The following is a 24,156-nucleotide window of genomic DNA, read 5'->3' on the forward strand; positions in this document are numbered from 1 at the left end:
CGTCCTCGTGATCATGCTCGAGAACCAATACCGCAGCTACGTGCTGCGGAATCCCTATTTCAAGAAGCTGGCACAGCAAGGCGTCTGTCTGAGCAATGCCTTTGGCGTGATGCACCCCTCGCAGACCAACTACATCGCATCGATTGCGGGCGAGCTCTGCAATGTGACGTTCGACGTCGCCCCGCCTCCGCTTCCGCAGCGAACCATCGTCGACCTCATCGAGGAGTCGCCCCAGGGCCTGACGTGGAAGGCGTACATGCAGGGCTATGACCCGCGGGACACGCCGTGGTCACCCACGCTCAAGCCCCAGGATGCCTTCCCCTACGTCATCAAGCACAACCCGTTCTCCTCCTTCGCGAACATCCAGGGGAGCAGCGCGCGGTGGGCACGCATCCAGGGCGAGGACGCCTTCTGGGAGGACATCAAGCAGGGCACCCTGCCGAACTACGCCTGGTTCACGCCCAACATGTGGAATGACGGCCACTACCTGGAGGGCACGCAGAAGGAGCCGGAGGAGCGCGCGCCCGCACTGGTCGACCAGGCCGCGAGGTGGCTCGAGTCCTTCCTGGGAGCGCTGCGCTTCCCTGGGCCGAACTCGCTCCTGCCCCCTCGGACGCTCGTGGTCATCACCTTCGACGAGGCGGACTTCAAGAAGTCCTACGAGCACAAGGCCCACGACCAGGGGGACGTGAACCTGCTGGTCTATGACGGGCCCAATCAAATCTACACCGTCCTCTTGGGCGACAGGGTTCCCCCCGGTGAGCAGGCCGAGGCCTACAACCACTACAGCCTCTTGCGCACCATCGAGGAGAACTTCCAGTTGGGGACGCTGGAGAAGAATGACGCCTCCAGCAACTGGTTCCAGTTCCTCTGGGGCAGACACTTCTGGTGGGAGGATGCGGCCCCCACGCCCGTCTCCGAGGCCGCCCAGTTCGCGCTCGCGGAGTTCGCGGGAGCGCTCCACCTCGTGTATGCGACCCGGCAAGGAGAGCTGCGGGCCCGCATGTCGGAGGGCTCCGGCTGGTCGGCGGAGCGGACGCTCGGGGTCTCCGCGGGTGGGGCCCTGGCGCTCGCGGCCACGGCGGAGCGGCTGGTGCTCGCCTATGAGACGCGCGATGGCACCCTCAACTCCCTCGCCTATCGGGTCGGCACGGGCTGGTCCTCGAACCCCACCCAGGTCGCCACCGGCGTGCGAGGCGCCCTGGCGCTCGCGGCCTTCTCGGATGGGAAGCGCCTCATGCTGGCCTATCGGACCGAGACTGGAGCGATCCAGTCGCGCATCCACCAGCGCGGGGAGTGGGACGCGGAGGTCCAGGTCCCTGGAGCCTCGACCGACGGGCCCTTGACGCTGGGCATCCTGGGGCCGTCGCTCTATCTCCTCTACAAGCCCACGGACGCGAACACCTTGTCCGTCGTCTCCTACAACACCGCCCCCTTCAACGCGGTCCGCACGCCCCCCGTCGAGCAGTACCCAGGCGTGGACGAGAACACGACCCTGGACACCTGGTCCCCCAGCCGGTTTCCGGTCGCCGCCTTCTCCCACCACCCCAGCGCGAGCGGCGATGACGAGCCGGAGCCCTGGAATCGGCCCTACAAAGCGAGCGGTCCGCTGGCCATCGGGGAGCTGGCGGGAGTGCTCCACCTGGTCCATCCGGTGAGCGCCCAGTTCGCGCTCATGACGGAGACCTTCTCCCTCAGCGGCATCATGACCCCCGCGAAGCCCGTGGAGTACAACACGAAGGACTACGCCTCCTTCAACGATGGATTCGGAACCCTCGCGCAGGCGGGCTGGAGTCCCCAGACGCCCATCCCCGGGACCCACTGCGCGCCGGGCGGAGGGCTCGCCATGACTCGCCTGGGCGATGAGCTCATCCTCGCGTTCCAACCCGAAGCAGGCGCGGGCATCCATCTGCGCAAGGGCCGCTACCACCTGCTCCCGGTTTGAGGTCGCCCCTGACTGAGGCTCCCACCCGCGCCTCAGTCAGGGAGGCTCAAGCCGGAGCTCCGGCCCTTGCGGTTGTCGAAGTACAGGAGGTCGACGAACAGCGCGGTGGACATGAGCAGCTGCCGCAGCCGAGGGTCGGTGCACGACGGCTGGAACTCCACGGTGAAGTTGTCCGCGTCGGTGAAGCTCTCCTGGAGCATGCCACTCCAGCGCTTGCGGATGACGGCCACCTCCTCGTCGCGCTTGAGGACACGGAACGTCCAGGGCTTGAAGAAGGGCCCCACCACCGAGGCCAGCACCACGCCCGTGGGCGACACGATGTCCAGGCAGCGCTGGAAGACGGTCCAGCGCTGCTCGATGGTGCCCAGGAGCCGGCCATCCCACGCCAGCACCTCCGCGCGCGCGAAGAAGAGCGACCACGGTATCTCCACCGCCAGCGCCATCATGCCCGTCGGCGTCATGCACTCCAGCCGCGTGCGATAGAAGGGCCAGAAGTTGCGCATCAGCCCCGAGGCCCAGCCCTCCCCCGTCTCCCCCACGAACACCGAGTTCCGGCCGTCCTCCCCGCTGATGCTGTACTGGTTCTTCCCCTCCCAGCCGATGAGGATCTCCACCGTCTCGCGGAACTGGCGCATGTGCAGCATGGGCGACTTCAGCACGGCCTCCAGCGAGAAGCGCAGCTCCATGCTCATGTACCGAGGGTCTCCAGGCGGTCCCTTCCCCGCGAGCGCCGGAGCCTCGGCCTCCTCGGCAGGAGGCGCCGCGTCCGGCCCATCGCCCTGGGGACGAGGCTCACGCGAGCCCCAGTTCAGCTCCAGCTCCGAGCCGCTCCCCCCGTCTGTCCTGTTGCCCATGAAGCCACGCCTTAAGTGTCACCTCGTCCGGGCGCAAACGGGGGGTGCTCCAGACCTTCCGGAAGAGTGGGCGGCGCCGCGCAATGCTCGATAGAAGGACCCGTACACACCCTATGAGCCACTCCCTCGATTCCGTCCCCTCCCCGTCGAGACCTCACTGGCATCGCACCACCCTGTGGGCCACCCTGCTGCTCGCGGGGAGCGCACTCGCGGAGAGCCCCGCCGCTCCGGATGCGGCGCTCCCCATCCAGCGCGCGCTCGAGCAGGGCCTGCGCCCCTCCATGCTCAAGGTCGAGGAGCCCCTGCCGGGCTGGTCCCTCCAGCAGCGCATGGAGCACTACCACGTCCCCGGCGTCGCCATCGCCGTGCTCAAGGACGGCAAGGTCATCCACGCCGCGGGCTTCGGCCTGCGCGAGGCGGACTCGAAGGACGCCGTGGACGCGGACACGCTCTTCTCCGTGGGCTCCATCAGCAAGGTCATCGCCGCGGCCACCACGCTGCGCCAGGTCGCCGCTGGCAAGCTCGACCTGGACCGGGACGTCAACACGTACCTCACGTCCTGGAAGGTCCCCGCCGCGCCCGCCGCCCCCCACCCCGCGCTCACCTTGCGCATGCTGATGTCACACACGTCGGGCCTCACCGTGTGGGGCTTCGAGGACTACCAGCCGAACGAGAAGCTGCCGACCCTCGTGCAGACGCTCGACGGCGTGAAGCCCGCCAAGAACGACCCCGTCCGCATCGACTTCGAGCCCGGCACCCTCATGCGCTACTCCGGCGGCGGCGTCACCGTGGAGCAGCTCGTGCTGGAGGACACCCAGCGCAAGCCGCTGGAGACGCTCGCTCGCGCCGAGGTGTTCCAGCCCATCGGCATGCGCCGCAGCACCTACGTCAATCCCGTGCCGGTGAAGCTGGGCAACATCGCCAAGGCCCACGACAGAAAGGGCCAGCGCGTCGCCCTGCCCCGAGGCTACGAGAGCTTCCCCGAGCAGGCCGCCTCCGGCCTCTGGACCAGCGCCAATGACCTGGGCGCCTTCGTCGCGACGCTGATGGCCAGCTACCAGGGCAAGAATCCCTATCTGCCCAGGCCCCTCGCCGTGCAGATGATGACCGAGGTCTCCCCCAGCCACTTCGGACTCGGCCCCCGCCTCGCGGGCGACGGTCCGGGCCGCGTGTTCCACCACGGCGGCTCCAACGACAGCTACCGCGCCTGGATGGAAGGCTATCTGGAGACCGGCGACGGCCTCGTCGTCCTCACCAACGGCACCAACGGCTCACAGCTCGCGACGGAGATTCGCAACGCCGTCTCGGACGCGCTCGGGCGCGGCAACAACCCCGTGCTGCGCACCGTGACGTTGCCTGCCTCGGCGCTGTCCGACTTCACCGGCACCTACCGATGGGACAAGAGCGTGCCGGGCGAGCTGGCCGGCAACATCGGCGCCCAGTTCGAGGCGGACACCCTCGAGTTCAGCACCGCCAACGGCATGGTGATGGCGAAGGAGGGCAACGGTCCCGCCTTCCCGCTCTACGCGCTGACCCCCACGCGCTTCGTCACCCCGGGCGATGCCCTCTTCCAGCTGCGCCTCGAGTTCCTGCGCAACGCCCACGGCGCGGTGAAGGCCGTGCGCGTGGACCGGGGCAGCGGCACCCTGCTCTTCCGCCGCGAGGCCGCACCCGTGTCGAAGCCGCGGCCGTAGCCCTCAGCGCTTGCGGCCCAGGAACTGGGCGTCCTTCCAGTCCCAGAGCCGCTCCGGGTGCTCGTCCACGTCGAGGGGGAAACTGTTCCACTTGTACACGGCGCGGGAGCTGGCGCCGTGGATGTGAATCCCGAGGCTCACCACGGCCAGCACCGCGAAGGTGGCGGTGAGGCCGCGTCGGGCCTCGGGGCCCTTCCACTTCAGCTCGCGCACCACCGGCACGAGGAAGAACACGAGGTAGGGCACCATGTCCGAGAAGAAGCGCGGACCATACGAGTGCCCCGCCCACCAGTGCGGGAAGGTGGAGATGGCCACCCAGTGCAGCGCCACCGCCGCGAGCAGGAACACGTGCAGTCGGCTGAGCGTCCGCGCACGCCCCTCCAGCACCAGCCCCCAGATTCCCAACAGCAGCACGGGCGTGAAGACGAGCAGCCCGCGCGCGGGGGACACGAGGTTGCCGGCCAGGGCCTCGGCCACGCGGGAGGCCACGAGCTCCAGCCGCTGGGGCGCGTAGTACGGCGCCAGCACGGAGCCATAGTGGACGAAGTTCAGCGTCATCCAGGGAAGCGCCACCGCGAGCGCCCCCGCGAAGAACCTCCCCGCCTGACGCGGGTACGTCCACACGACATACGCCGTCACCAGCAGCACGGAGATGCTGTTGGTGGGCCGCATCACATACGCCAGCGCGAGCGGCAGGCCCGCCCAGCCCGCGGTGCTCGGGGTCTCCTTCGCGCGCACGAGGCAGAGCAGCACGAAGGTGAGGCACAACAGAGAAGGCCCGTGCTGCCACAGCGCCCGGCTGGCGGTGGAGAGCAGCGGCGTGCAGAAGACGAAGAGCGTGGCGAGCAGGAGCGCGCGCGGGCGGGACAGCCGCAGCGACGTGCCCACCGCGAACATGACGACGCCCGCCAACGCGACGAGCGCGGAGGCGAAGAGGCGCTGCGGCCCATCCCAGACCTTCAGCTCCACCCGGCCCGTGGTGTCGTACGCGTGGCGCCAGTCCTCCAGCGCCTTCGCCAGCCCCGGGTGCAGGCTCCCCAGGGGCGCAGCCACGCGCGCGAGGCCATCCACCATCACCACCATCGGCAACGCGGCCAGCGAGGGCCCCAGGGGGAAGAAGTTGTAGAGGTGGCCGTCGCGCTCGTCGAGGCCATGGCGGAACGTCTCGAACGTGGGCGCGTACTCATCCAGCTCGATGTTCCCCTCGCGCAGAATCGACACCGTGGTGGGGAGCGTCAGCTTGGAGTCGAACGGCGTGTAGACCGGGAACACCGCCAGCACCGCGAAGAAGGCGGCGAAGAGCACCCCGCGCTCGCGCCACACACGGGCCGCGGAGTGGAGCGGCGTGGAGGCACTGGACGACGGGAGGACGGTTGTACTCATGGCGACGATGACCCCTCGCGCTCCGATGGGGGACCGCCGTCATAGTGGCAGGGGAACGGCAAAGCCAGGAACAGATTGGATTGACGGGAGCGGCCGGGCGGGCGGCCGGTTCAGGCCCAGGGCACGCTGGTGAAGTACTCGCCGAGCAACTCCACCATGGCGCGCACGGCGGGGGAGACATGGCGCGAGCCCGGGTAGACGGCGAACAGGCTGAGCGGTGGTGGTGCGTAGGCGTGGAGCACCTCGCGCAGCTTGCCCTGCGCGACGGCGGGGGCGGCGTACATGGGCGGGAAGCGCCCGAGCCCCGCGTCCGCGATGGCGAGCGCCAGCAGCACCTCCATGCTGTTGACGGACATGCTGGGGACGAAGCTCACGCCCCGCGCCCGCCTCGCCCCACCAAACGCCCAGGTCGTCGGTGAGGAGGAGCCCGTCATCGCCAGACACCGGTGCTTCGCCAGGTCCTTGGGCTCCTTCGGCACCCCCGCGCGGCGCAGGTAGCCCGGGCTCGCGTAGACGCCCTGCCGCTGGCCGCTCCCGAGCTTGCGCGCGATGAGCCGCGAGTCGTTCAGCGGACCGACGCGCACCGCCAGGTCGAAGCCCTCCTCGATGAGGTTCGCGCGGCGGTCCATCAGCTCCACCTCCACCTTCACCTCGGGGTAGCGGGCGCAGTACGTCGACAGCACGGGGCCCATCGCGCGCTGGCCCAGCTCGAAGGGCAGCGTCATCCGCAGCCGGCCGCTGGGGTGGGCCTGCAGGTCACCCACCAGGGCCTCGGCCGCGCGCAGGGCGGCGATGGCGGGGGCGACCTCGCGCTGGTAGCTGGCGCCGATGTCCGTGAGCGTCACGCTGCGCGTCGTCCGCGAGAACAGGCTCACGCCCAGGTGCTCCTCGAGCACCGCCACGCGCTGGCTCAGCGTCGACTTGGGGATGCCCAGCTTGCGGGAGGCCCCTCGGAAGCTGCGCAGCTCGGCGACCTCCAGGAAGGCGATGACGGTGTTCGGGTCCGCCTGATGGATTGTCCGCATGGCCGGACAGTACCTCCAGAATCAAGCCATTGGCTATTCGCGTCCCCAGGCGCAGTCTTCCTCCCATCACCCGCTTCGAGGATTTCGCGCATGGACCTCTTCTCTTCCTTCCGCCTTGGCAATATCGAGCTGTCGAACCGCGTCGTCATGGCGCCCATGACGCGCAGCCGCGCCATCGGCGGCCTGCCCAACGCGCTGATGCGCGACTACTACACGCAGCGCGCCACGGCGGGCCTCATCATCACCGAGGGCGTCGCGCCCTCCGCCAACGGCCTGGGCTACGCCCGCACCCCGGGCATCTTCTCCCAGGCGCAAATCGAGGGCTGGAAGGCCGTCACCTCGAGCGTCCACGCCGCGGGCGGGCGCATCTTCGCGCAGCTCATGCACGTGGGCCGCATCGGGCATCCGCTCAACATGGCGAAGGGCACGCGCATCGTCGCCCCCAGCGCCGTGCGCTCCGGAGGCGCGATGTACACGGACCAACAAGCCATGCAGCCCTTCCCCGAGCCCGAGGCGATGAACGAGGCCGACCTCGTCCAGGCGCGCGAGGAGTTCGTCCAGGCCGCGAGGAACGCCGTCGCCGCGGGCTTCGATGGCATCGAGGTCCACTCGGGCAACGGCTACCTGCTCGAGCAGTTCCTGCACCCGCACACCAACCGGCGTGAGGACGTGTACGGCGGCAGCGCGGAGAACCGCTCGCGCTTCGTCGTGGAGGTGACGCGGGCCATCGCGGCGGCCATCGGCCCCGAGCGCGTGGGCATCCGCTTCACGCCGTTCAGCACCTTCAATGACCTGCCCGAGCGCGACGGCGTGAAGGAGCAGTACGTGGGCCTCGCCCGCGAGCTGCGAGGCATCGCCTACCTGCACCTCGTCGCCAGCCCTCACCCGGACTTCGCGGCGACGGAGGCGGCCATCCGCGACGCCTTCGGAGGCCACACCATCCTCAACGGCGGCCTGCTGCAGGACACCGCGCAGCAGGCGCTGGCGTCGGGCCGCGCCGAGCTGCTGGCCTTCGGCAAGCCCTTCATCGCCAACCCGGACCTCGTCTCCCGGATGAAGCGCGGCGCGGAGCTGGCCTCGCCCCACCCCCAGACGTTCTACACGCCAGGGGCGGAGGGGTATGTGGACTACCCGGCGGCCCTCTGAGCCGCCGCCTCCTCTTCCAGCACCTCACAGGCGGACAGGTACTCCGCCTCGGACAGCTCGCCGGAGGAGAGCCTGCGCAGGATGGACGCCGGCTCCACGGAGATATCCCCCAACATCAGACGCAGGTTCGCCCCGGGCCGGACTTCCGGCATGAAGCCTCGGTGCACCAGCGCCGTCCCCAACCACCCCACCAACATCCGCCGGACCTGCTGACGCTTGCCTTCGGGCGACAGCACGTCGATGCCCGGGGGACGCACCCGGTTCCACAGCGCCTCGCCCTCCTTCAGCAGGCCCGGCAGCGCAGTCAGCGGCGTGTGCTTGGGGTCCAGGTCGGACCCCGCCCAGTCCTTCTGCATCCCCGGGGCGATGACCTTCTCGGCCACCTCCTCCCAGTGGAAGGACACGAGGGTGCCTCGGATGGAGCGCTTCACCCATGCGCTCTCCGCCTCGCGCTCTCCGCCGAGGAGCTCCACACACCCCGACAAGGGGAGCAGCTCCGGGATGGTCGCCGACGCGTTTCCGGCGGAGCCCATCGAGCGCAGCCGCTCCTCGAGCGAGGGGTGGGTGTCCCACGGCGAGGAGGGACGCTTCAGCTCCTCCTCGATGCGCTGCTCCATCTCCACACGCCGCCGGGGCTCCGAGAGGAAGCGCCGGAAGCCCTCCAACATGGGCACCCCCGCCTGCGCCTGGAAGAGCGGCACCAGGTCCTGCTCCAGGTAGGCCTGCCAGTAGGGCGCCAGCGCGTAGATCTTTCGCAGCGCGGCGGACGCCGCCTGGACGCCACACACCGACGCGGCGAGCGCGTCCGCCTTCAGCTCCTGGCTCTGGGAGACGGCACTGGAAATGCGCAGGAAGAAGCGGCCGTAGAGCTGAAACGGGACGTCGAGGAAGAAGGCTGAGTCCTCCAGCGCGTCCACCGCCAGGGCGATGGACCGGCGCGTGCGGTAGACCCAGGGCTCCAGCGCGAGGTCTCCTCCCTGGTGGTGGCCGCACTCATACGCCAGCACCGAGGCGAGCTCCGCGCGCTCGAGGAAGGCGAAGAGCGGCAGGCCGATGCCCACCACGGGCGTGCGGCGCAGGCCGAACCACTTGCGCTCCACCGTGATGTACGCGGTGGCCTCGCCGGAGAGGTAGACCTTCTGGGGCACCTTCGCCTTCGCCCGCTGGGCGACCTCGTCCAACAGGGCGAAGAGCGCGGGGAACTCCTCTCGCGTCAGGGGCGCCACGTCGCTCTGCTCTCGCCGGGTGAACCAGCCGCGCGGGCGCAGCGCCCAGAGCACCGTCACGGCCCCGGCTCCCGCGATGATGCCCGACAGCCCTAGCCCTCCCGTCACGAACATCTCGGTGAAGGGCAGCCAGAGCAGGGCCGCGACGACCGCCAGCCCCATCAGCCAGAACCCCACCCACAGGACGACCATGAGCACCGCGCGACGACCGACTCCCGAAGAACTCACGGACTCCATGATGTGATGGCCTCGCTGACCACTCCGTGGAACCAATCCGCCTGGCGCGCCTGCTCGAGCAGGCGGCGCCGCTCGGACTTGGGCAATGCGCTGTCGCGCGAGCGGACGAAGTAGACCGCGGCCCTCACGTCCCACGGCAGCTCGTCCACGTCGAGCACCGCCACTTCGCCCCGGATGAAGCGGCGCACGTTCTCACGCGGGGGACCCGACACGGCGAGGAACCGCTCCAGGGAGCGCTGCGCCTCCGCATCCCCCAGCCGCACCGCCTCCGCGTAGAGCAGCGCCCACATGGGCTCCGCGAGGGTGGACATCTCGAGGTCCTGGACCGACCGCGCCAGGCCCAGCGCCTCCTTCGGGTCCTTGCGCACCGCGAACATCAGACGGACGGCCGTCGGGGTGGACTCGAGCTTCTCGATGGGCCGCCCCAGCCGGGCACGCACCCAGAGGTCGCCACCGTCTTCTTTCCGGAGCTTCTGGACGAGGGCATCCGGTTCCGCGCCCTTCGACCTCCCGACGACGAGTGCATGGAGCCCCGCGACCTTGGACCGGACCGAGGGTTCGGCCGTGTCGAAGAGTGACACCAGCACCCTCCGCGCCTCCTCGAAGCGCCCGAGCGCCACGAACGCGGTCATCGCCGGCTCGAGCAGCTCCGTCGCGGACTTCTCGTCGCCGCCTCGCAGCTGCGCCCATCCCTCCACGGTGCCCGTCCAGTCTCCATCCAGGAAGCGCTGGTGCGTCACCAGGCGGAGAGTGGGCATGTGCGTGGGGAAGCGCGCCAGCAGGGACTCGCCGGCGCCCCGGCGCTCCGCGGTGGGCAGCATGCGGACGTGGAGGTACTGCGCGTCCGCCGAGTCGGGTGCCGCCTTCGCCCGCTCCGCGTACTCGGCGAGGAGCCCGTCGGCCTGGCCCTCCAGCTCGGCGGTCCATTGATAGCCCCGGTGCCACTCCAGCCGCTCGGGGTTCGCGTCGCGCAGCGCCCGCATGAAGCGGGTGGCCTCTCCTCCCCCCTTCGCGATGGAGGCCCGCAGCGCCCGGGAGACCGTGGCTTCATCTCCCCCCGAGAGCCGGACCGCCGCCTGCGTGAAGGTGAGTGCTTCCGCCCATCGGTTCTGGCTGCCCAGGTACGAGAAGCAGGCCGAGAGCAGGTCCGCGGAATGCCGCTCCACGTTCACATACGTTCCCCAGAGGTGAGTCCGCGCCCGGGACGACGAGGGGCTCCCGGGAGGTGTCTTGAACAGATGGTTCACCGGCCCCAGCTCGATGACACGCTGACCGCAATACACCGTGGGGGGTGGCCCATCGGAAGGCTCGCCATCGGAATAGAGCTGCTGCGCCAGGAAGACCGGCATGCCTCCCGCGATGTTCCACATCAGGAGGCCCTCGCCGCGCTTCACCTCCAGCTCGAGCGTGTCCACCTCCACACCCGACTGGGAGGCGGCCCGCAGCCGCCGCGTCCCCAGTGGCATGGGAAGAGCCCGCACCTCCCCCGGGGACAACACCACCGCCTCGTCCTCCTCTTCGTCCAGGACGACGCGCAGCGGCTCCTTGAAGGCATTGCCCACATGGACGTCGCGGTGGCGCGACGCATGAATGGCCTGTCCCCCGCCCCCCAGCACCAGGGCGATGGCGGAAAGCGACACCAGCCGGCTCCACAGCGCCGGCCAGGTCCCCAGCGGCACGCGCGCGAAGATTCTCCAGGGGCGATGCAGGAAGTCGCCGTCGCCGGTCTGACCGACGTACGCCCCCAGCGGGAAGAGCGGAATCATGAAGAACGAAACCACCCAGTGCGTGGTGATGACCGTCCCGTCCACCGGGTCCGGCTCTGCCTTCCCCAGCAGCAACGTGCCGAAGAAGCCGCTGCGCATGCCCACGCGCAGCCGCCCCTCCTTGAGCGGGCGGGCGAACAAGCGCCGCTGCTTCAACAAGGTGTCGAGCACCTGCCGCTGGGAGCGCAAGCGCCCCGACCACCGCGCCCACTTCAGCGTCCAGTACAGATTGAAAGAGTCTCCGCGCTCCACCGCGCGGCGCACACGAACGTCCTCACACAACGCTCGCAGCTCAGGCATCCGCTGGAGGAAGTCCGCCGGGTCACGAATGAACATTCAGGCGGCGGACTCTAGCAATCAGCGCAGCGACGCGACGAGCTCATCGAGCTGGTCCATCGTCTCGCGCATGCCGCCCTCCATCCCGGAGGCCAGGGTGGCGTCGCGAGCCTCCTTCGTCGGGTACAGCTCGTGGGAGCGCAGGCGCGTCTGGCCCTCGTGCTCCTCGAAGGTGACAGTGATGAGCAGCGGCGAGTCCGGGAAGGGCTCGAAGACCTGCGTGTAGACGAGCCGTGTGTGTCGACTGATTTCGACGTACTGGCCGTGGAAGCCGAACTCGTTGCCCTCCGCGCGCATCACGTACCGATAGGCGCCTCCCACCTGGACGTCCGCGCGACACTCCACCAGCTCGACGCCTCGGGACTTGGGCGCCCACCAGCGCTTGACGAACTCCGGCTGGGTCCAGGCCTCGAACACGATGCGCGGCGGCGCGCGGAAGGTGCGCGTGAGCACGATTTCGCGCTCCGACGGCGTCGTCATGGACGTGTCCTCCAACGGGAACTCACTGCCTGGGTTTGCGACCATGACCCTTCTCCTTGTGCTGGAGCTCCTCCAGGAGCTCGTCCATTGCGTCGAAACGCGCGTCCCAGAGCTGGCGGTAGCGCTCCAACCACTCATGAAGCTCGCGCAGCGGCTGCGCCTTCAGCTCGTAGAGCCGCTGCTGCGCCTTGGGCTGCACGTCCACCAGCCCCGCCTCCTTCAGGACCTTCAGGTGCTTGGACACCTGCGGCTGGTTGAGGTGCAGCCGCTCGCCGATGTCACTCACCGGCCGGGGGCCCGCACGCAACAACTCGACGATTCGGAAGCGGTTGGGCTCGGCCAGGGCCGCGAACGTCTCGAACATGGGTCTTATATGCACATCGAGGCATATTCCCGTCAAGGAATATACGCGCCGGTGGCCGGCCTCGGGAAAGAGGTGCGGCGGCCTCGAAAATCCGAGGAACCCGCTGAGCACTCGCGGCCAAGGCGTTGAATTCGCAGCAAACGGGGATGTGCATGGCGTTTGCTAGCGGTGCGCTCCGCCACACACTCTTGAAAGGTCTGTCCCATGATTGTGCCGAAGCCGCTGCGCGCCTGTGCATTCGTCGCCCTGCTGGGAGCCGCGGGCTGTGACTCGGATTCCCAGACGCCGCAGCCGGGGAGGACCGCGCCCCCCGGAGAGCTCATCACCTCCCAGAAGACGCGGGTGCAATCGCCCCAGGTCTCCGCGAGCGACAGCGCGGCGCTCGTCGCGGGCAACACCGACTTCGGCGTGGCCGTCTACCGGCAGGTGACGCAGCCCGGGGAGAACGCCCTCTTCTCTCCGCTGAGCATCACCCAGGCGTTCGGCATGTTGTACGCCGGGGCGCGCGGCAACACCGCCACGCAGATGGAGCAGGCGCTCAAGTTCTCGCTGCCCGCGGAGCGGCTCCACCCCGCGCTCAACTGGCTGAGCCTGTCGCTCCAGGCGCAGGACCACCGGGACTTTGGTGACAAGGGCAAGGGCCCCACCTTCCGGACCACGAACGCGCTCTTCGCCCAGAAGGGCTACCCGTTCCAGCCGGCCTTCCTGGACGTGCTCGCCGAGCACCACGGCACGGGCATGTACTCGCTGGACATCGGCGCGGACCCGGATGGGGCGCGCCGCGCCATCAACGGCTGGGTGTCCCATGAGACGGCGGACCGCATCCCGGACCTGATTCCCGAGGGCGAGGTCCGTCGGGACACGCGGCTGGTGCTGGCCAACGCGATGTACTTCAAGGGGAGCTGGCGTCATCCCTTCAGGACCGACTCGACCCAGCCGGCGGACTTCCATGACCTGGCGGGTACGGCCCGGCGCGTGCCGACGATGTCCACCGTCTGGTCCTATCCCTTCGCGGAAGGGGCGGGCTATCGCGCGCTGGCGCTGCCGTACGTGGGCGACACCTTCCGCATGCTGCTCATCATCCCGAACGCGGGCCAGTTCGCGGCGGTGGAGGGGCAGCTGTCCGCGGCCTTCCTGGACTCGGTGCGCGGCCGGTTGCAGGAGCAACGGCTGCACGTGACGCTGCCGCGCTTCGAGGTGCGTCAGGCGTTCTCCATCGTCGAGCCCCTGCGGAAGCTGGGCATGACGGACGTGTTCACCGCGGGCGCGGACCTGTCTGGCATCTCGACGGAGGAGAAGCTGGCGGTCACCGGCGCGCAGCACCAGGCCTTCCTCGCCGTGGACGAGAAGGGCACCGAGGCCGCCGCCGCGACCGCCATCGAGATGGGCCCGGTGTCCATGCCCCCCACGTTCGCCGTGGACCGCCCGTTCTTCTTCGTCATCGAAGAGGTGAGCACCCGGAGCGTGCTGTTCCTCGGGCGTATCGTGACGCTCTGAGTTGTCTCCAAGCAGGACAGGGCCTGCCCGTCGTGACGACGGGCGGCCCGCAGATACCGCATGCCTGGAATTGTACGCAGCCCTTTCGGGGGAGAGTTGCGCGATGACAGGGTTGCCATTGAGACTGCGCTCCTGACCTGTCTGGCGGCGGTGAGCCCTTGCGGATACACGCGCGTCTCGTTCACATGGAGCTCCCTGCGGAGACCACCGTCTTGCGCGCCACGACGCGCGAGGCGTTGTCGGAGCTCTTCGATGTCGACGCCCAGTTCGCGTGCGACACCCCGGACCTGGACCTGGCCGCGCTCGTCGGGACCTCGGGGGCACTGGTCCTCGAGACATCCGCTCCGGAGGAAGGCGCTGAGCCGCGTTGCTTCCACGGCGTCGTGGAAGAGGCGGAGTATCTCTGCAAGCTCGCCGAGCATGGCTTCGTCTACCGGCTGCGCCTGCGCCCCGCGCTGAATGGCTTGCGCTACCGGAGCCGGAGTCAGATCTTCCAGCAGCAGAGCGCCGTGGAGATCATCCAGGACGTCTTCAAGAAGGCGGGCCTCCCCGCCGAGTCCATCGAGTGGCAGCTCTCACAGGACTGCGGGAAGCGGGAGTACTGCACCCAGTGGAAGGAGAGCGACCTGGACTTCGTGCTCCGGCTGCTGGAGGACGAGGGCATCTTCTTCTGGTTCGAGCACTCGACGGACGGCCACGTGTTGAAGCTGGCCGACGCCTCCAGCGCCTATCAGCCCATCTCCGGCGTCCCCGCGCTGGGATACACCCGCTCCGCCCTCACCTCGGCCCAGACCGAGCAGGTGACGGAGCTCGTCTTCACCGCCCAGAACATCACGAGCCAATACGCCTCGCGCGACTGGAACTGGCAGACACCGTCGGAGCCCCTGGAGGCCCAGGAGCGCGCCAGCGAGGGCGGCTATCAGCGCTACGAGTATCCGGGATACTTCCTCAGCCCCTCGGACGGCGTCCGGCGCGCGCGCCATCGACTCAGCGAGCAGGTGCAGGAGCGCATGGTGCTCGAGGCCCGGAGCAACAGCCTCCGGTTGCAGCCCGGGCGCCTCTTCACGGTGCTCGACGCCCTGCCCTCCTTCCTCAGCCAGGAGTACTTCATCCTCCAGGTGGAGCATGACTACGCCCTGACCCGGACGGAGCAGGAGGGGCAGGGCGCCAACCACGGCACCACCCTGCGAGCGATTCCGTCGGACGGAGTCGACTTCCGGCCGCCTCGCCGCACGCCCCGCCCTCGCGCCTGGGGCAAGGAGAGCGCGGTCGTCACCGGGCCTCCTGGCGAGGAGATCCACGTCGACGAGTTCGGGCGCATCAAGGTCCACTTCTACTGGGACCGCGAGGGCGCGGTGGATGAGAAGGCCTCCTGCTGGATGCGCGTGCAACAGCAGAACACCAGCGGCAGCATGCTGCTGCCTCGCGTGGGCTGGGAAGTGGACGTGGGCTTCCTGAACGGAGACCCGGACCGCCCCATCGTCCTGCAGAAGCTCTACAACCAGGAGACGATGCCGCCGTATGGCCTTCCGGCGGAGAAGACCCAATCCTCGCTCCAGTCCGCCACCTCCCCGGGAGGCGGCAGCACGAACGAGGTCCGGCTCCAGGACGGCAACGGAGGCATGGAGCTCTTCATCCACTCCTCCAAGGACCTGAAGCTCGTCACCGGGAATGACCTCTCCGAGGAGGTCGTCAACAACGCCAAGGAAGAGGTGGGCCAGCAGTCCACGACCCTGGTGGGTGGCAATGAGAAGGTGGATGTCGGCGCCGACCAGGGCCTCAGCGTGACAGGCAATGCGGTGCTGGAGACCACCGGGACCAAGACGGTCCAGGTCAGCGCCGTGGATGACTGGGGCGTCACCGGCAACGCCTCCCAGACCGTCGATGGGACCCGCACCGACACCATCACCGGGCCCATGAACGTCCTGGCCAACCACGTGCTGGAGAGCTTCAACGCCACGTGCGACCGGACGGTCGGCGCGGCCCTCTCCATCAACAGCGCGACCGCCATCGTCGAGGCGGTGGGCGGCGCGAAGGACGAGTCGGTGGCCGGCGCCAAGCTCGAGCTGCTCACGGGAGCCAAGGCCGAGGATATCGGAGCCGCCAAGGTGCTCACCACGGGCGTGGCGCAGTTCAAGACGGGCGAGGACATCATCCTGGAGGCCAAGGGCGCGGTGGCCATCACCGCCGCGGGCCCCATCTCCGAGAAGGTGGGCAAGGACTTCACCCTGACAGCCAAGACGGTGCTCATCACCGCGCCGGGTGGAGCCAAGCTGAAGGGGGGCGGCAAGCCTTTCGAGCTGTCGGGGTCGACCGTCACGGTCGATGCGAAAGGCATCCAGGGCAAGGCCTTGGTGAAGTTCAAGGGGAAGATCAACTACAAGCCCTAGGAATCGAAGGGGGGTCGCATGCGGATGCGGACACTGCGCTTGGAGCTGACATTGGAGGGGTTCGAGCCCAGCGCCTTCCGCGTCCTGCGGATGGAGGCGACCGAGGCCCTCTCCGAGGGGTGCACCGTCCAGCTCACGGCGGAGACCCCGGAGCTGGTGGACCTGGACTCGCTGCTGGGAACCCCCGCCACGCTTCGAATCGGCCTGAAGGAGGACGCCGAGAGCCGGCCCTTTCATGGCGTGGTGACCGAGGCCAGCCTGGAGGCCATCCAACAAGAGGCCTTCCAGCTCCACGTCGTCATCGCGTCACCCCTGGAGCCGCTCAAGCTCGGGCGCGCGTCCCGCATCTTCCAGGAGAAGTCCGTCCAGGACATCGTCTCGAGCGTGCTCGACGAGGCGGGGCTCTCCGACACCTACGACTGGGAGCTGTCCGAGCGCCCCACCCCGCTCCTCAACGTGGTCCAGTACAACGAGAGCGACCACGCGTTCATCTCCCGCCTCCTTCACGCCGAGGGCATCGCCTTCGCCGTCCAGCAGGGCGCGGACTCCGCGCGGGTGCGCTTCTTCGACGACAGCACCCAGGCGCCCCCCATCGCGGGCTCGCATCTCCTGGTGGACCGGGACAGCACCCAGCTCGACGACGACGTCATCCGCGACCTCCGCGATGGCCGGAGCATGGCCTCGGACCAGGTGTTCCTGCGCGACTACGACTTCAAGCGCCCCGCCGTGGACCTCTCCGCGAAGCACAGCGGCGAGGGCGCCTCGGGGCGAGAGGTCTACGACCATCCCGGAGACTTCCTCGAAGTCGCGGCGGGGCGGACGCGAGCCAGGCGCCTGATGGAGCGGCTGCGCCTGGGGACCCGGGTGCACCGGGGAAGGAGCTCCTGCCCCCGCTTGGAGCCGGGCCGGACGTTCTGCGTGACGGGACATGGCCGAGCCGAAGCCAACCTCGACCTCCTCATCACCCGGGTGGTGCACCGGGCCTCCGTCGAGGACACGGCCGAGGCGCAAGGCTTCTACTCGAACGACGTCACCGCCGTTCCGCTCGAGGTGCCTTTCCGTCCGGTGGAAGCGCCCCACGAGCCCCTCATCGGGGGCACGCAGCTCGCCTTCGTCACGGGGGCCTCCGGCGAGGAGATCCACACCGACGGGTTCGGACGCGTGAAGGTGCGCTTCCCGTGGGACCGCTCCGGCCTCACGGATGACCGGAGCTCCACCTGGCTGCGGGTGGGCCAGCTCCCGCTCAGCGGCTCGTTGATCATCCCCCGCGTGGAGTTCGAGCTGCTCGTGGACTTCGAGCAGGGGAAGCTCGACCGGCCCTTCGTCGCCGGACACCTCTACAACGCCGAGCAGGCCCCACCGTATGCGCTGCCAGGAGGCGCCACGCGCAGCTCCATCCAGAGCGCGACCACGGGCGGAGGCTCGGGCGCCAACGAGCTGCGCTTCGAGGACGCGGCGGGGGCCGAGGAGATCTTCTTCAACGCCTCCAAGGACTTCACGCTCCTGGTGGACAACAACTCGGACATGACGGTCGCCAAGAAGGAGAGCGTCTCCGTCGGGGTGGAGCATGTGCTGAGCGTGGGGGGCAACCACTACGCCAACGTCACGGGCAACCGGACCCTCAGCGTCGGTGCGAACCAGAACATCAACGTGGGAGGGGACTACTCGGATGGCGTGGGTGGAAGCCTCAGCACGGACGTCGGTGGCGCCCGCATGGTGAAGGTGGGGGGAGACCTGGCCGAGAGCATCAAGGGAACCTTGAAGCGTCAGGTGGCGGCGCTCCAGGTGGTGACGGGAATCGCCGGCTACACGCGCAAGGTGGTGGGGGACTCCACCACGAAGGTGGGCGCCGCCTGGCTGGAGCTGGCGGGGAAGAGCCGGCTGGTCTCCGTGTCCACGAACTTCAAGGAGACCATCGGCGCGCTGAAGTTCATCAAGGCCAAGCAGATGTCCGTCACCTGCGGGGCGGGCTACGCGATGACCGCGGGCGTCGAGCAAATCAAGTGTGGCGGGAGCAGGACGGACACGGCCAAGGGGCTGGTGGCCATCAGCGCGGGCGGGGGCCTGAAGGTGAAGGCCCAGAACATCACCTTCACCGCCGAGAACAAGCTGGTCATCCGCGGCGGGGCCTGCATGGTGGAGCTCCTGGCCAGTGGCCAGGTCACCATCAAGGCCCCCACCGTCAAGGTGAAGAACGTCTCGGTGCTCAACCAACTGATGCACAAAGGCAACTGAGGCCGACCGATGAGCGACGCATCCCAGGCCGTGAGCGTCACCGCCATCATCCCCGGACAACAGGGGGAGCTGGTGGTCCACGCCCTGCGAACACACGAGGAGGTCTCCCGGCGCTTCGTCGTCGAGCTGGACTTCTCCACGCAAGAGCTCGACCTGGAGGAGGCGCGCGGCGGCTCCGTCCAGGTGATGCTCACGGATGCGTTCGGCCAGGTGCGCAACCTGTCGGGCGTCGTGGACCGCATCCACGTCGTCGCCACGGATGACCCGGAGCAGCGCGTCCGCTACCGGCTCACCCTCGTGCCACTGCCCTGGCTCATCTCCTACCGGTACGGCTTCCGCATCTTCCAGGAGATGTCCGTGCCGGACATCGTGAAGGCCCTCTTCAAGGACGCGGGGGTCGAGGCGAAGCTGCTGCGCTGGACGCTGGAGGGCTCGTATCCGAAGCGCGAGTACTGCGTGCAGTACCACGAGTCCGAGTGGGACTTCGTGTGCCGACTGCTCGAGGAGGAGGGCATCTGGTTCGCGTTCGAGCACGACGCCGAGGGCCATGTGATGGTGCTCTCGGACGCCAGCGCGTCGGCGGAGACGATGGAGCCCGCCAGCCTGCCCTTCCGCTTCGACTCGGCGCGGGGCGGTGACACCGTCTCCGTGTGGGACTGGCGAGGCGCGGTGCGCGCCGCCGTCTCCAAGGTGAGCCTGGACGACTACGACATGCTGCATCCGTCCAAGAAGCTGGCCGCGGAGCACGTCGCCCAGGATGCCATCCAGTCGGAGTGGTACGAGTATCCCGGCCGCTACACGCTGCCCGCGGAGGGCAAGCGGCTGGCGCAGCGGCGGCTGGAGGAGCTGCGCGGACGGCGCAAGTCGGCCCAGGCCCGCTCCAACTCGGTGGGCCTGACTCCAGGCCGCCGCGTGTCCCTGGAGGGTCACCCCTTCGCGGACGGCGAATACTTCGTGACGAGCTCCCGCCTCCACGTGCGCTTTCACTCCGAAGAGCAGCCGGGCCCGCTCGTGGACAAGGGAAGCGCCCGGTGTGAGGTGGCGTTCGACGTGGTACCCGTGGACCAGCCGTTCCGCCCCAGGCGCGACACACCTCGGCCGCGCATCGTGGGACTGCAGACGGCGCGCGTCACGGGCCCCTCGGGGCAGGAGCTGCACTGCGACGAGCACGGGCGGGTGAAGGTGCAGTTCCATTGGGACCGCGACGGACAGATGGACGAGAAGTCCTCCTGCTGGGTCCGCGTCAGCCAGGCGCACACGACGGGCTCCGTCATGATTCCCCGCATCGGCTGGGAGGTGCTCGTCGAGTTCATCGACGGGGACCCGGACCGCCCCGTCTGTCTGGGGCGCGTCTACAACCCGCTGAACCCGCCGGACTACAGCCTGCCCGCGCAGAAGACGGTGTCCGGACATCGCTCCAACTCCTCGCCAGGAGCCGGAGGCTCGAACGAGGTCAGCTTCGATGACTCGGCGAATGGACAGCGCGTCTACATCAACGGGGCCCACGACATCAGCATCAAGGTCGCCAACGACAAGCTCGCCAAGGTCACCGTCAACGAGAACCACACCGTCGGCACGGACCGGACGATGTCCGTCGGCGCCGGCGAGAAGGTGGCCGTCAAGGGCATCCACAACGCGGCGGTGGGCAAGGACCAGAAGGTGAGCGTGGGGGCCACTCGCACGGTCAAGGTCACCGGGGCCGTCTCCGAGGAGATCACCGGAGACGTCAAGCTGACCGTCGGTGGGCTGGAGAACATGCAGGTCGGCAATCCCATCGCCGCCGTGCTCGAAGTCATCGCCTCCGAGGCGATTGCCGCCGCCTCCGGTGCCGCGGCTGGAGCCGCGAGCCGCGCCGAGGCCACGCTGCTCGGCCCCATCGCCCCCGCGCTGAACGCGGCCCGAGGCGCGCTGGGCCCCGCCGCGGAGCTCGCGGGCCCCGCCGCGGCCCTGTTCGGTGGAGACAACACCGCCGTCGCCGTCTTCGGGTCGAGTGTCGGACAGTTCGCCCGAGGCGCGGACCAGGGTGACGCCGCGTCGATGGCCGCGGGCATGGCGCAAGCCGTGGCGAGCGGGGCCCTGGCTCGCGCGGGCATGCCTGCCCCCAGTGACTCCGGCGGTGGTGGGGGCGGAGGCGGAGGCGGAGGCGGAGGAGGCGGTGGAGGAGGAGGCGGCGGCGGTGGGGGTGGCGGTGGCTCTGGCACCTGGGGGACGACGGTGGAGGGCGCGGTCACCGAGGACATCGGGGCACTGGCGGCCATCAACTCGGCGACAGGTGTGTCCTTCGCGGTGGGCGGCAACTCGACGGAGACCGTCGGCGCCGCGCGCGTCGAGCTGATTCGCGGAGGCAAGAACGAGCAGGTGGGCGTCGCGAAGTTCGAGACCGTCGGGGCCTATGTCGTGAATGTGTCCAAGGCGCTCGCCATCGATGCCACGGGTGCCGTGGCCATCACCGTGGCCAGCCAGAAGCAGGACATCACGGGGGGCCACTCCATCACCGCGGGCGCCGCGAGCACGGTGACGGCCAGCAAGGTCGCGCTCGAAGCCTCGGGGAAGGTCACGCTCAAGTGTGGCCTGGCCGAGGTGATTGTCGACTCCGGCGGAGTCACCATCAAGGGCGCGCTGAGCGTCACCATCGAAGGCACGTCACAAATCTCGATGAATCCCCCCGCCATCGTTCCAGGTTGAAGAGGATGACACCATGAGCTTTCAAGCACTCAAGAGCGTGGAGCGCGGCGAGGCCGAGACTCCGGACGAGCCCGCGCGACAGATGCGGCTGGCACGTGCCCCTGAAGCAGCACTGCCCCCCATGTGCATGGGGCGGCTGGTGGCACGGGAGGCAACGGGATGGCGGGTCCGCATCGGCGCGACCGAGCATGTCCTCTCCGTGGACCCCTCGGTGGACCCCGCCCTGCTCGAGGAGGCGCTCGCCTCGGGCGCGCGCGTCATCGTGGATGCGGTGGAGGCTCCCGTCATCGTGGGCCTGCTCACCACCCAGCGCGCGCTCCAGGTGGACCGCCAGGGAAGGGTCGACGCGCGAGTGCGCGGCTTCTCGGTCGTCGCCGACGAGAAGGTCTTGCTGCGCGTCCCCGGCTCCTTCGTTCAAGTGACCTCCACCGAGGTGGAGCTGTACGCCAACCGTGTCCTCACCCGGGCGCGGGAAGTGGCCAAGGTCCTCGCCACCCTCATCAAGCTGAACTAGGAGCCGCGACCATGAGCGTCACCGCGTTAGGCATGGCGGTCGTCGGAGAGAAGAGCAAACACAACGTCATCGGGACCGTCCCGAACATGTGTTACACGCCCGCCGCCCCCAGCCCCCTCCCCATGCCCTACCCCATCATGGGGGATTCGGGCTCGCTGAGCGTCAAGTGCAGCGACATCGAGATTGAGAGCAAGAACGTCCACAGCTCGTTCTGCAAGACGGGGAACATGAAGGGCAACGAGGCCGGCGTGGCGCTCACCAAGGACATCACGGTGGCGGGCGTCAACAGAGGCGTTGCATGGGGGCTCCCCGTTCCAGCCGTCACCGTGCACTTCGAGGGAAGGCCCGTCTGCATCACGGGCAATGTGGGCTTCGGTGACTCCCGATAGGGGCTCGACGGAACGGGTCGGCCTCCAGACAGTCCAAGCACTGCTCGACGAAGCCCTTCTCGGATTGCGCGCCGTGGCGGATGCCACGCTTCCGCTGCGGCAGGCCGAGGCGCAGCTCGCCCAGGCGCTGCGCAAGGTCTACGAGGCCCACGCGGCGCGGGGGGAGGCGGGGCGTCGGCGCGAGCACCTGCGAGACATGGCCGCGAACCTCCACTCGGCGGCTCGGCTCCTGGCCCAGGTGCCCACGCAGGACCCGGGAGGGCTCGCCGAGCTGGCGTTGCTCGAGCAGGCCATGAAGGCGGTGATTCGCTCCGTGGGAGAGTCCTTCGCCATCGAGGGCGGGACTCAGGATGTCCACGTGGCGTCCAGCGAGCCTCCTCGCGCCAGCCTCCGAGAGCCTCGGCTGCTCGACAGCGTCCGGGAGATCCTCCTCCCCGCCATTCCCCTGCCGGAGCTGCCGGAGCCCGCGGCCCCACCACCGCCGCCACCTCCAGCCCCTCCGCCCGTCACGACACTCGCGCAGCTGGATGCCCTGCTGGCCAAGGCCCAGGCGCGACTGGCGGCGTTCGAGTCCGCGGAGGACAAGCCCCTCGCTCCGGCGCCAGAAGCCGGGACTCCGCCCATCACGGACGAGGAGGCGCTGTCCTTCCACTTCGGCGACCTGAAGCACGAGGAGGAGCTGCTCCTGGGCCATGCCCGCACGTGCCTGGAGGACCTGGGCATGTTCGGCCTCCTGCGCCGAGCCCGGCCCCTCACGACCTGGCGCAACAGCGAGCGCACCGAGCAACGCCTGCTGCGGCGCGTGGATGCCATCATCGCGTGTGGCGTCCAGGTCCTCCCCCGGCTCGTGAAGGTGCTGGAGGAGCGGCCGGAGCCCGATGTGGAGCTCACCTGGGCCCATGTGTTCCTGTTCTGTTCCCAGGCGGGGAATGACTCGCTGGACCAGGCGCTGCGCATCATCCGCACCGTGGACCTTCGCGAGCCGCGGATGGCCGAGGCGGTGGCGGATGCACTCGCGCTCGCGCCGCACCCGGGCATCGAGCGGGCCGTGCGCCCTTGGCTGTCGGCGGAGCAGGCCGCTCAGCGCGCCGTGGGACTGCGCATCCTGTCGCGTCGGAGAGCCCTTCTGGCGGCCGACGTGGAGCGCGGCCTGGGCGACTCGGAGCTGGACGTGGTCCGGGCCGCGAGTCAGGGCTTGGGCGCGGCGCAAGGGAGCGTGCCGCCCGAGGTGCTCGACACGGCCTTGCGGCATGAGGACGAGGAGGTCGTCCGCGCCGCGCTGGAAGGCGCGTTGCTCCGGCGCAGCACGCTGGGCCTGGAGCGTGCGCGGTCCTTGACTCGCAATGGCCGGGGCGGCTTCGCGGACGCGGCGATGTTCCTCGCCGTCGCCACGGATGCGAGCGGCGCGGAGGACTTCCGCGCGGCGATGGCGGCCCACCCTGCCCCAGCGGTGCTCAGCGCGCTCGGGTGGCTGGGGGATGTCTCGTTCGTGGAGATGTTGCTGGAGCACCTCGCGGGGAAGGAGGCGGCGACCCAGGTCGCGGCGCTGGGGGCCCTGCAGCGGCTGACGGGGGCTTCGCTCACCGACCAGGCGCCCCCTCCCGAGTACTCCCGAGAAGAGCAGCCCTTCCTCTGTCCCTTCGTCGAGCCCCAGCCCGTGGCGGAGCTCTCTGAGAAGGCCTCGCTCTGGTCCGCGTGGTGGGCGAAGCATGGACGCAACGCCAAGAGCGGGACGCGCTATCGCTTCGGACATCCATGGAGTCCGAAGACCTCCCTGTGGGAGCTCGAGTCCCCGACCTCGGTGCCAGCCCCCAGGCGGTGGGTCCACGTGGAGCTCGCGGTCCGGACCGGCGGTGACATCCCCCTGGAGCGAGAGGACTTCGTCGTGAGGCAACTCCGGCAGCTCGAGGCGTGGAAAGCCCACGTGGAGTCAGGGCTCCGGCGGAACAAGGCCGAAGGGTGGGCCACGCGGTATGCGAGGTGATGTGAC

The 24,156-nt window shown here is 69.2% G+C and carries 17 protein-coding genes; 10 read left to right on the plus strand and 7 right to left on the minus strand.

Annotated features, from left to right (window positions below; translation table 11 throughout):
* Nucleotides 1-13 precede the first annotated feature (13 nt).
* Nucleotides 14-1,945: an alkaline phosphatase family protein gene (locus tag MYSTI_RS34060; protein WP_233278048.1), complete on the plus strand. Its 1,932-nt coding sequence runs from the start codon at nucleotides 14-16 to the stop codon at nucleotides 1,943-1,945.
* A 32-nt stretch (nucleotides 1,946-1,977) separates the two neighbouring features.
* On the opposite strand, the gene MYSTI_RS34065 is transcribed toward MYSTI_RS34060, so the two are convergent.
* Complete coding sequence (locus MYSTI_RS34065; protein ID WP_015352392.1) at nucleotides 1,978-2,799, minus strand: phospholipid scramblase-related protein; 822 nt, start codon at nucleotides 2,797-2,799, stop codon at nucleotides 1,978-1,980.
* 113 nt (nucleotides 2,800-2,912) lie between these two features.
* Between MYSTI_RS34065 and MYSTI_RS34070 the strand changes: the two genes are divergently transcribed.
* Complete coding sequence (locus tag MYSTI_RS34070; protein WP_015352393.1) at nucleotides 2,913-4,493, plus strand: serine hydrolase domain-containing protein; 1,581 nt, start codon at nucleotides 2,913-2,915, stop codon at nucleotides 4,491-4,493.
* Nucleotides 4,494-4,496: 3 nt separating this feature from the next.
* On the opposite strand, the gene MYSTI_RS34075 is transcribed toward MYSTI_RS34070, so the two are convergent.
* Nucleotides 4,497-5,876: a glycosyltransferase family protein gene (locus MYSTI_RS34075; RefSeq protein ID WP_015352394.1), complete on the minus strand. Its 1,380-nt coding sequence runs from the start codon at nucleotides 5,874-5,876 to the stop codon at nucleotides 4,497-4,499.
* 110 nt (nucleotides 5,877-5,986) lie between these two features.
* Complete coding sequence (locus MYSTI_RS34080) at nucleotides 5,987-6,901, minus strand: LysR family transcriptional regulator (protein WP_015352395.1); 915 nt, start codon at nucleotides 6,899-6,901, stop codon at nucleotides 5,987-5,989.
* Between the two features lie 90 nt (nucleotides 6,902-6,991).
* Here MYSTI_RS34080 and MYSTI_RS34085 point away from each other — a divergent pair, with 90 nt between their 5' ends.
* Entirely contained in the window at nucleotides 6,992-8,047 is a 1,056-nt protein-coding gene (locus MYSTI_RS34085; RefSeq protein WP_015352396.1) for an alkene reductase, read from the plus strand.
* Here MYSTI_RS34085 and MYSTI_RS34090 read toward each other — a convergent pair.
* Genes MYSTI_RS34090 through MYSTI_RS34105 form a run of 4 tightly spaced genes read right to left on the minus strand, consistent with a single transcriptional unit; the run spans nucleotide 8,029 to nucleotide 12,456 of the window.
* Nucleotides 8,029-9,501 carry a M48 family metallopeptidase gene (locus tag MYSTI_RS34090; protein WP_015352397.1) on the minus strand — a complete coding sequence of 491 codons (1,473 nt, stop codon included), beginning with the start codon at nucleotides 9,499-9,501 and terminating at the stop codon, nucleotides 8,029-8,031. The genes MYSTI_RS34085 and MYSTI_RS34090 overlap by 19 nt on opposite strands.
* Complete coding sequence (locus MYSTI_RS34095; RefSeq protein ID WP_015352398.1) at nucleotides 9,498-11,612, minus strand: hypothetical protein; 2,115 nt, start codon at nucleotides 11,610-11,612, stop codon at nucleotides 9,498-9,500. Before MYSTI_RS34095 ends, MYSTI_RS34090 begins: the two co-directional genes overlap by 4 nt.
* A gap of 21 nt (nucleotides 11,613-11,633) precedes the next feature.
* Nucleotides 11,634-12,137, minus strand: a complete 504-nt coding sequence (locus MYSTI_RS34100; RefSeq protein ID WP_044282157.1) for an SRPBCC family protein — start codon at nucleotides 12,135-12,137, stop codon at nucleotides 11,634-11,636.
* Entirely contained in the window at nucleotides 12,115-12,456 is a 342-nt protein-coding gene (locus tag MYSTI_RS34105) for an ArsR/SmtB family transcription factor (RefSeq protein WP_015352400.1), read from the minus strand. Before MYSTI_RS34105 ends, MYSTI_RS34100 begins: the two co-directional genes overlap by 23 nt.
* A 204-nt stretch (nucleotides 12,457-12,660) precedes the next feature.
* Here MYSTI_RS34105 and MYSTI_RS34110 point away from each other — a divergent pair, with 204 nt between their 5' ends.
* The 7 genes from MYSTI_RS34110 (at nucleotide 12,661) to MYSTI_RS34140 (ending at nucleotide 24,150) form a co-directional block, all read left to right on the plus strand.
* Nucleotides 12,661-13,953, plus strand: coding sequence for a serpin family protein (locus MYSTI_RS34110; protein ID WP_015352401.1), 1,293 nt, complete (start codon nucleotides 12,661-12,663; stop codon nucleotides 13,951-13,953).
* 185 nt (nucleotides 13,954-14,138) lie between these two features.
* Nucleotides 14,139-16,343 (plus strand): type VI secretion system Vgr family protein, encoded by a 2,205-nt coding sequence (locus MYSTI_RS34115; protein ID WP_015352402.1) that lies wholly within the window; start codon nucleotides 14,139-14,141, stop codon nucleotides 16,341-16,343.
* An 18-nt stretch (nucleotides 16,344-16,361) separates the two neighbouring features.
* Nucleotides 16,362-18,578, plus strand: a complete 2,217-nt coding sequence (locus MYSTI_RS41170; protein ID WP_015352403.1) for a type VI secretion system Vgr family protein — start codon at nucleotides 16,362-16,364, stop codon at nucleotides 18,576-18,578.
* Nucleotides 18,579-18,587: 9 nt separating this feature from the next.
* The gene (locus tag MYSTI_RS44280) at nucleotides 18,588-21,263 is read left to right on the plus strand and encodes a type VI secretion system Vgr family protein (protein WP_015352404.1); all 2,676 of its coding nucleotides are present in this window, start codon (nucleotides 18,588-18,590) and stop codon (nucleotides 21,261-21,263) included.
* Between the two features lie 13 nt (nucleotides 21,264-21,276).
* Nucleotides 21,277-21,777, plus strand: coding sequence for a hypothetical protein (locus MYSTI_RS44000; protein ID WP_015352405.1), 501 nt, complete (start codon nucleotides 21,277-21,279; stop codon nucleotides 21,775-21,777).
* Nucleotides 21,778-21,788: 11 nt separating this feature from the next.
* Nucleotides 21,789-22,166, plus strand: a complete 378-nt coding sequence (locus MYSTI_RS44005; protein WP_015352406.1) for a PAAR-like domain-containing protein — start codon at nucleotides 21,789-21,791, stop codon at nucleotides 22,164-22,166.
* Nucleotides 22,153-24,150, plus strand: a complete 1,998-nt coding sequence (locus tag MYSTI_RS34140) for a hypothetical protein (RefSeq protein ID WP_144370202.1) — start codon at nucleotides 22,153-22,155, stop codon at nucleotides 24,148-24,150. Before MYSTI_RS44005 ends, MYSTI_RS34140 begins: the two co-directional genes overlap by 14 nt.
* Nucleotides 24,151-24,156 lie beyond the last annotated feature (6 nt).

The organism is Myxococcus stipitatus DSM 14675 (assembly GCF_000331735.1).
GTDB lineage: Bacteria > Myxococcota > Myxococcia > Myxococcales > Myxococcaceae > Myxococcus > Myxococcus stipitatus.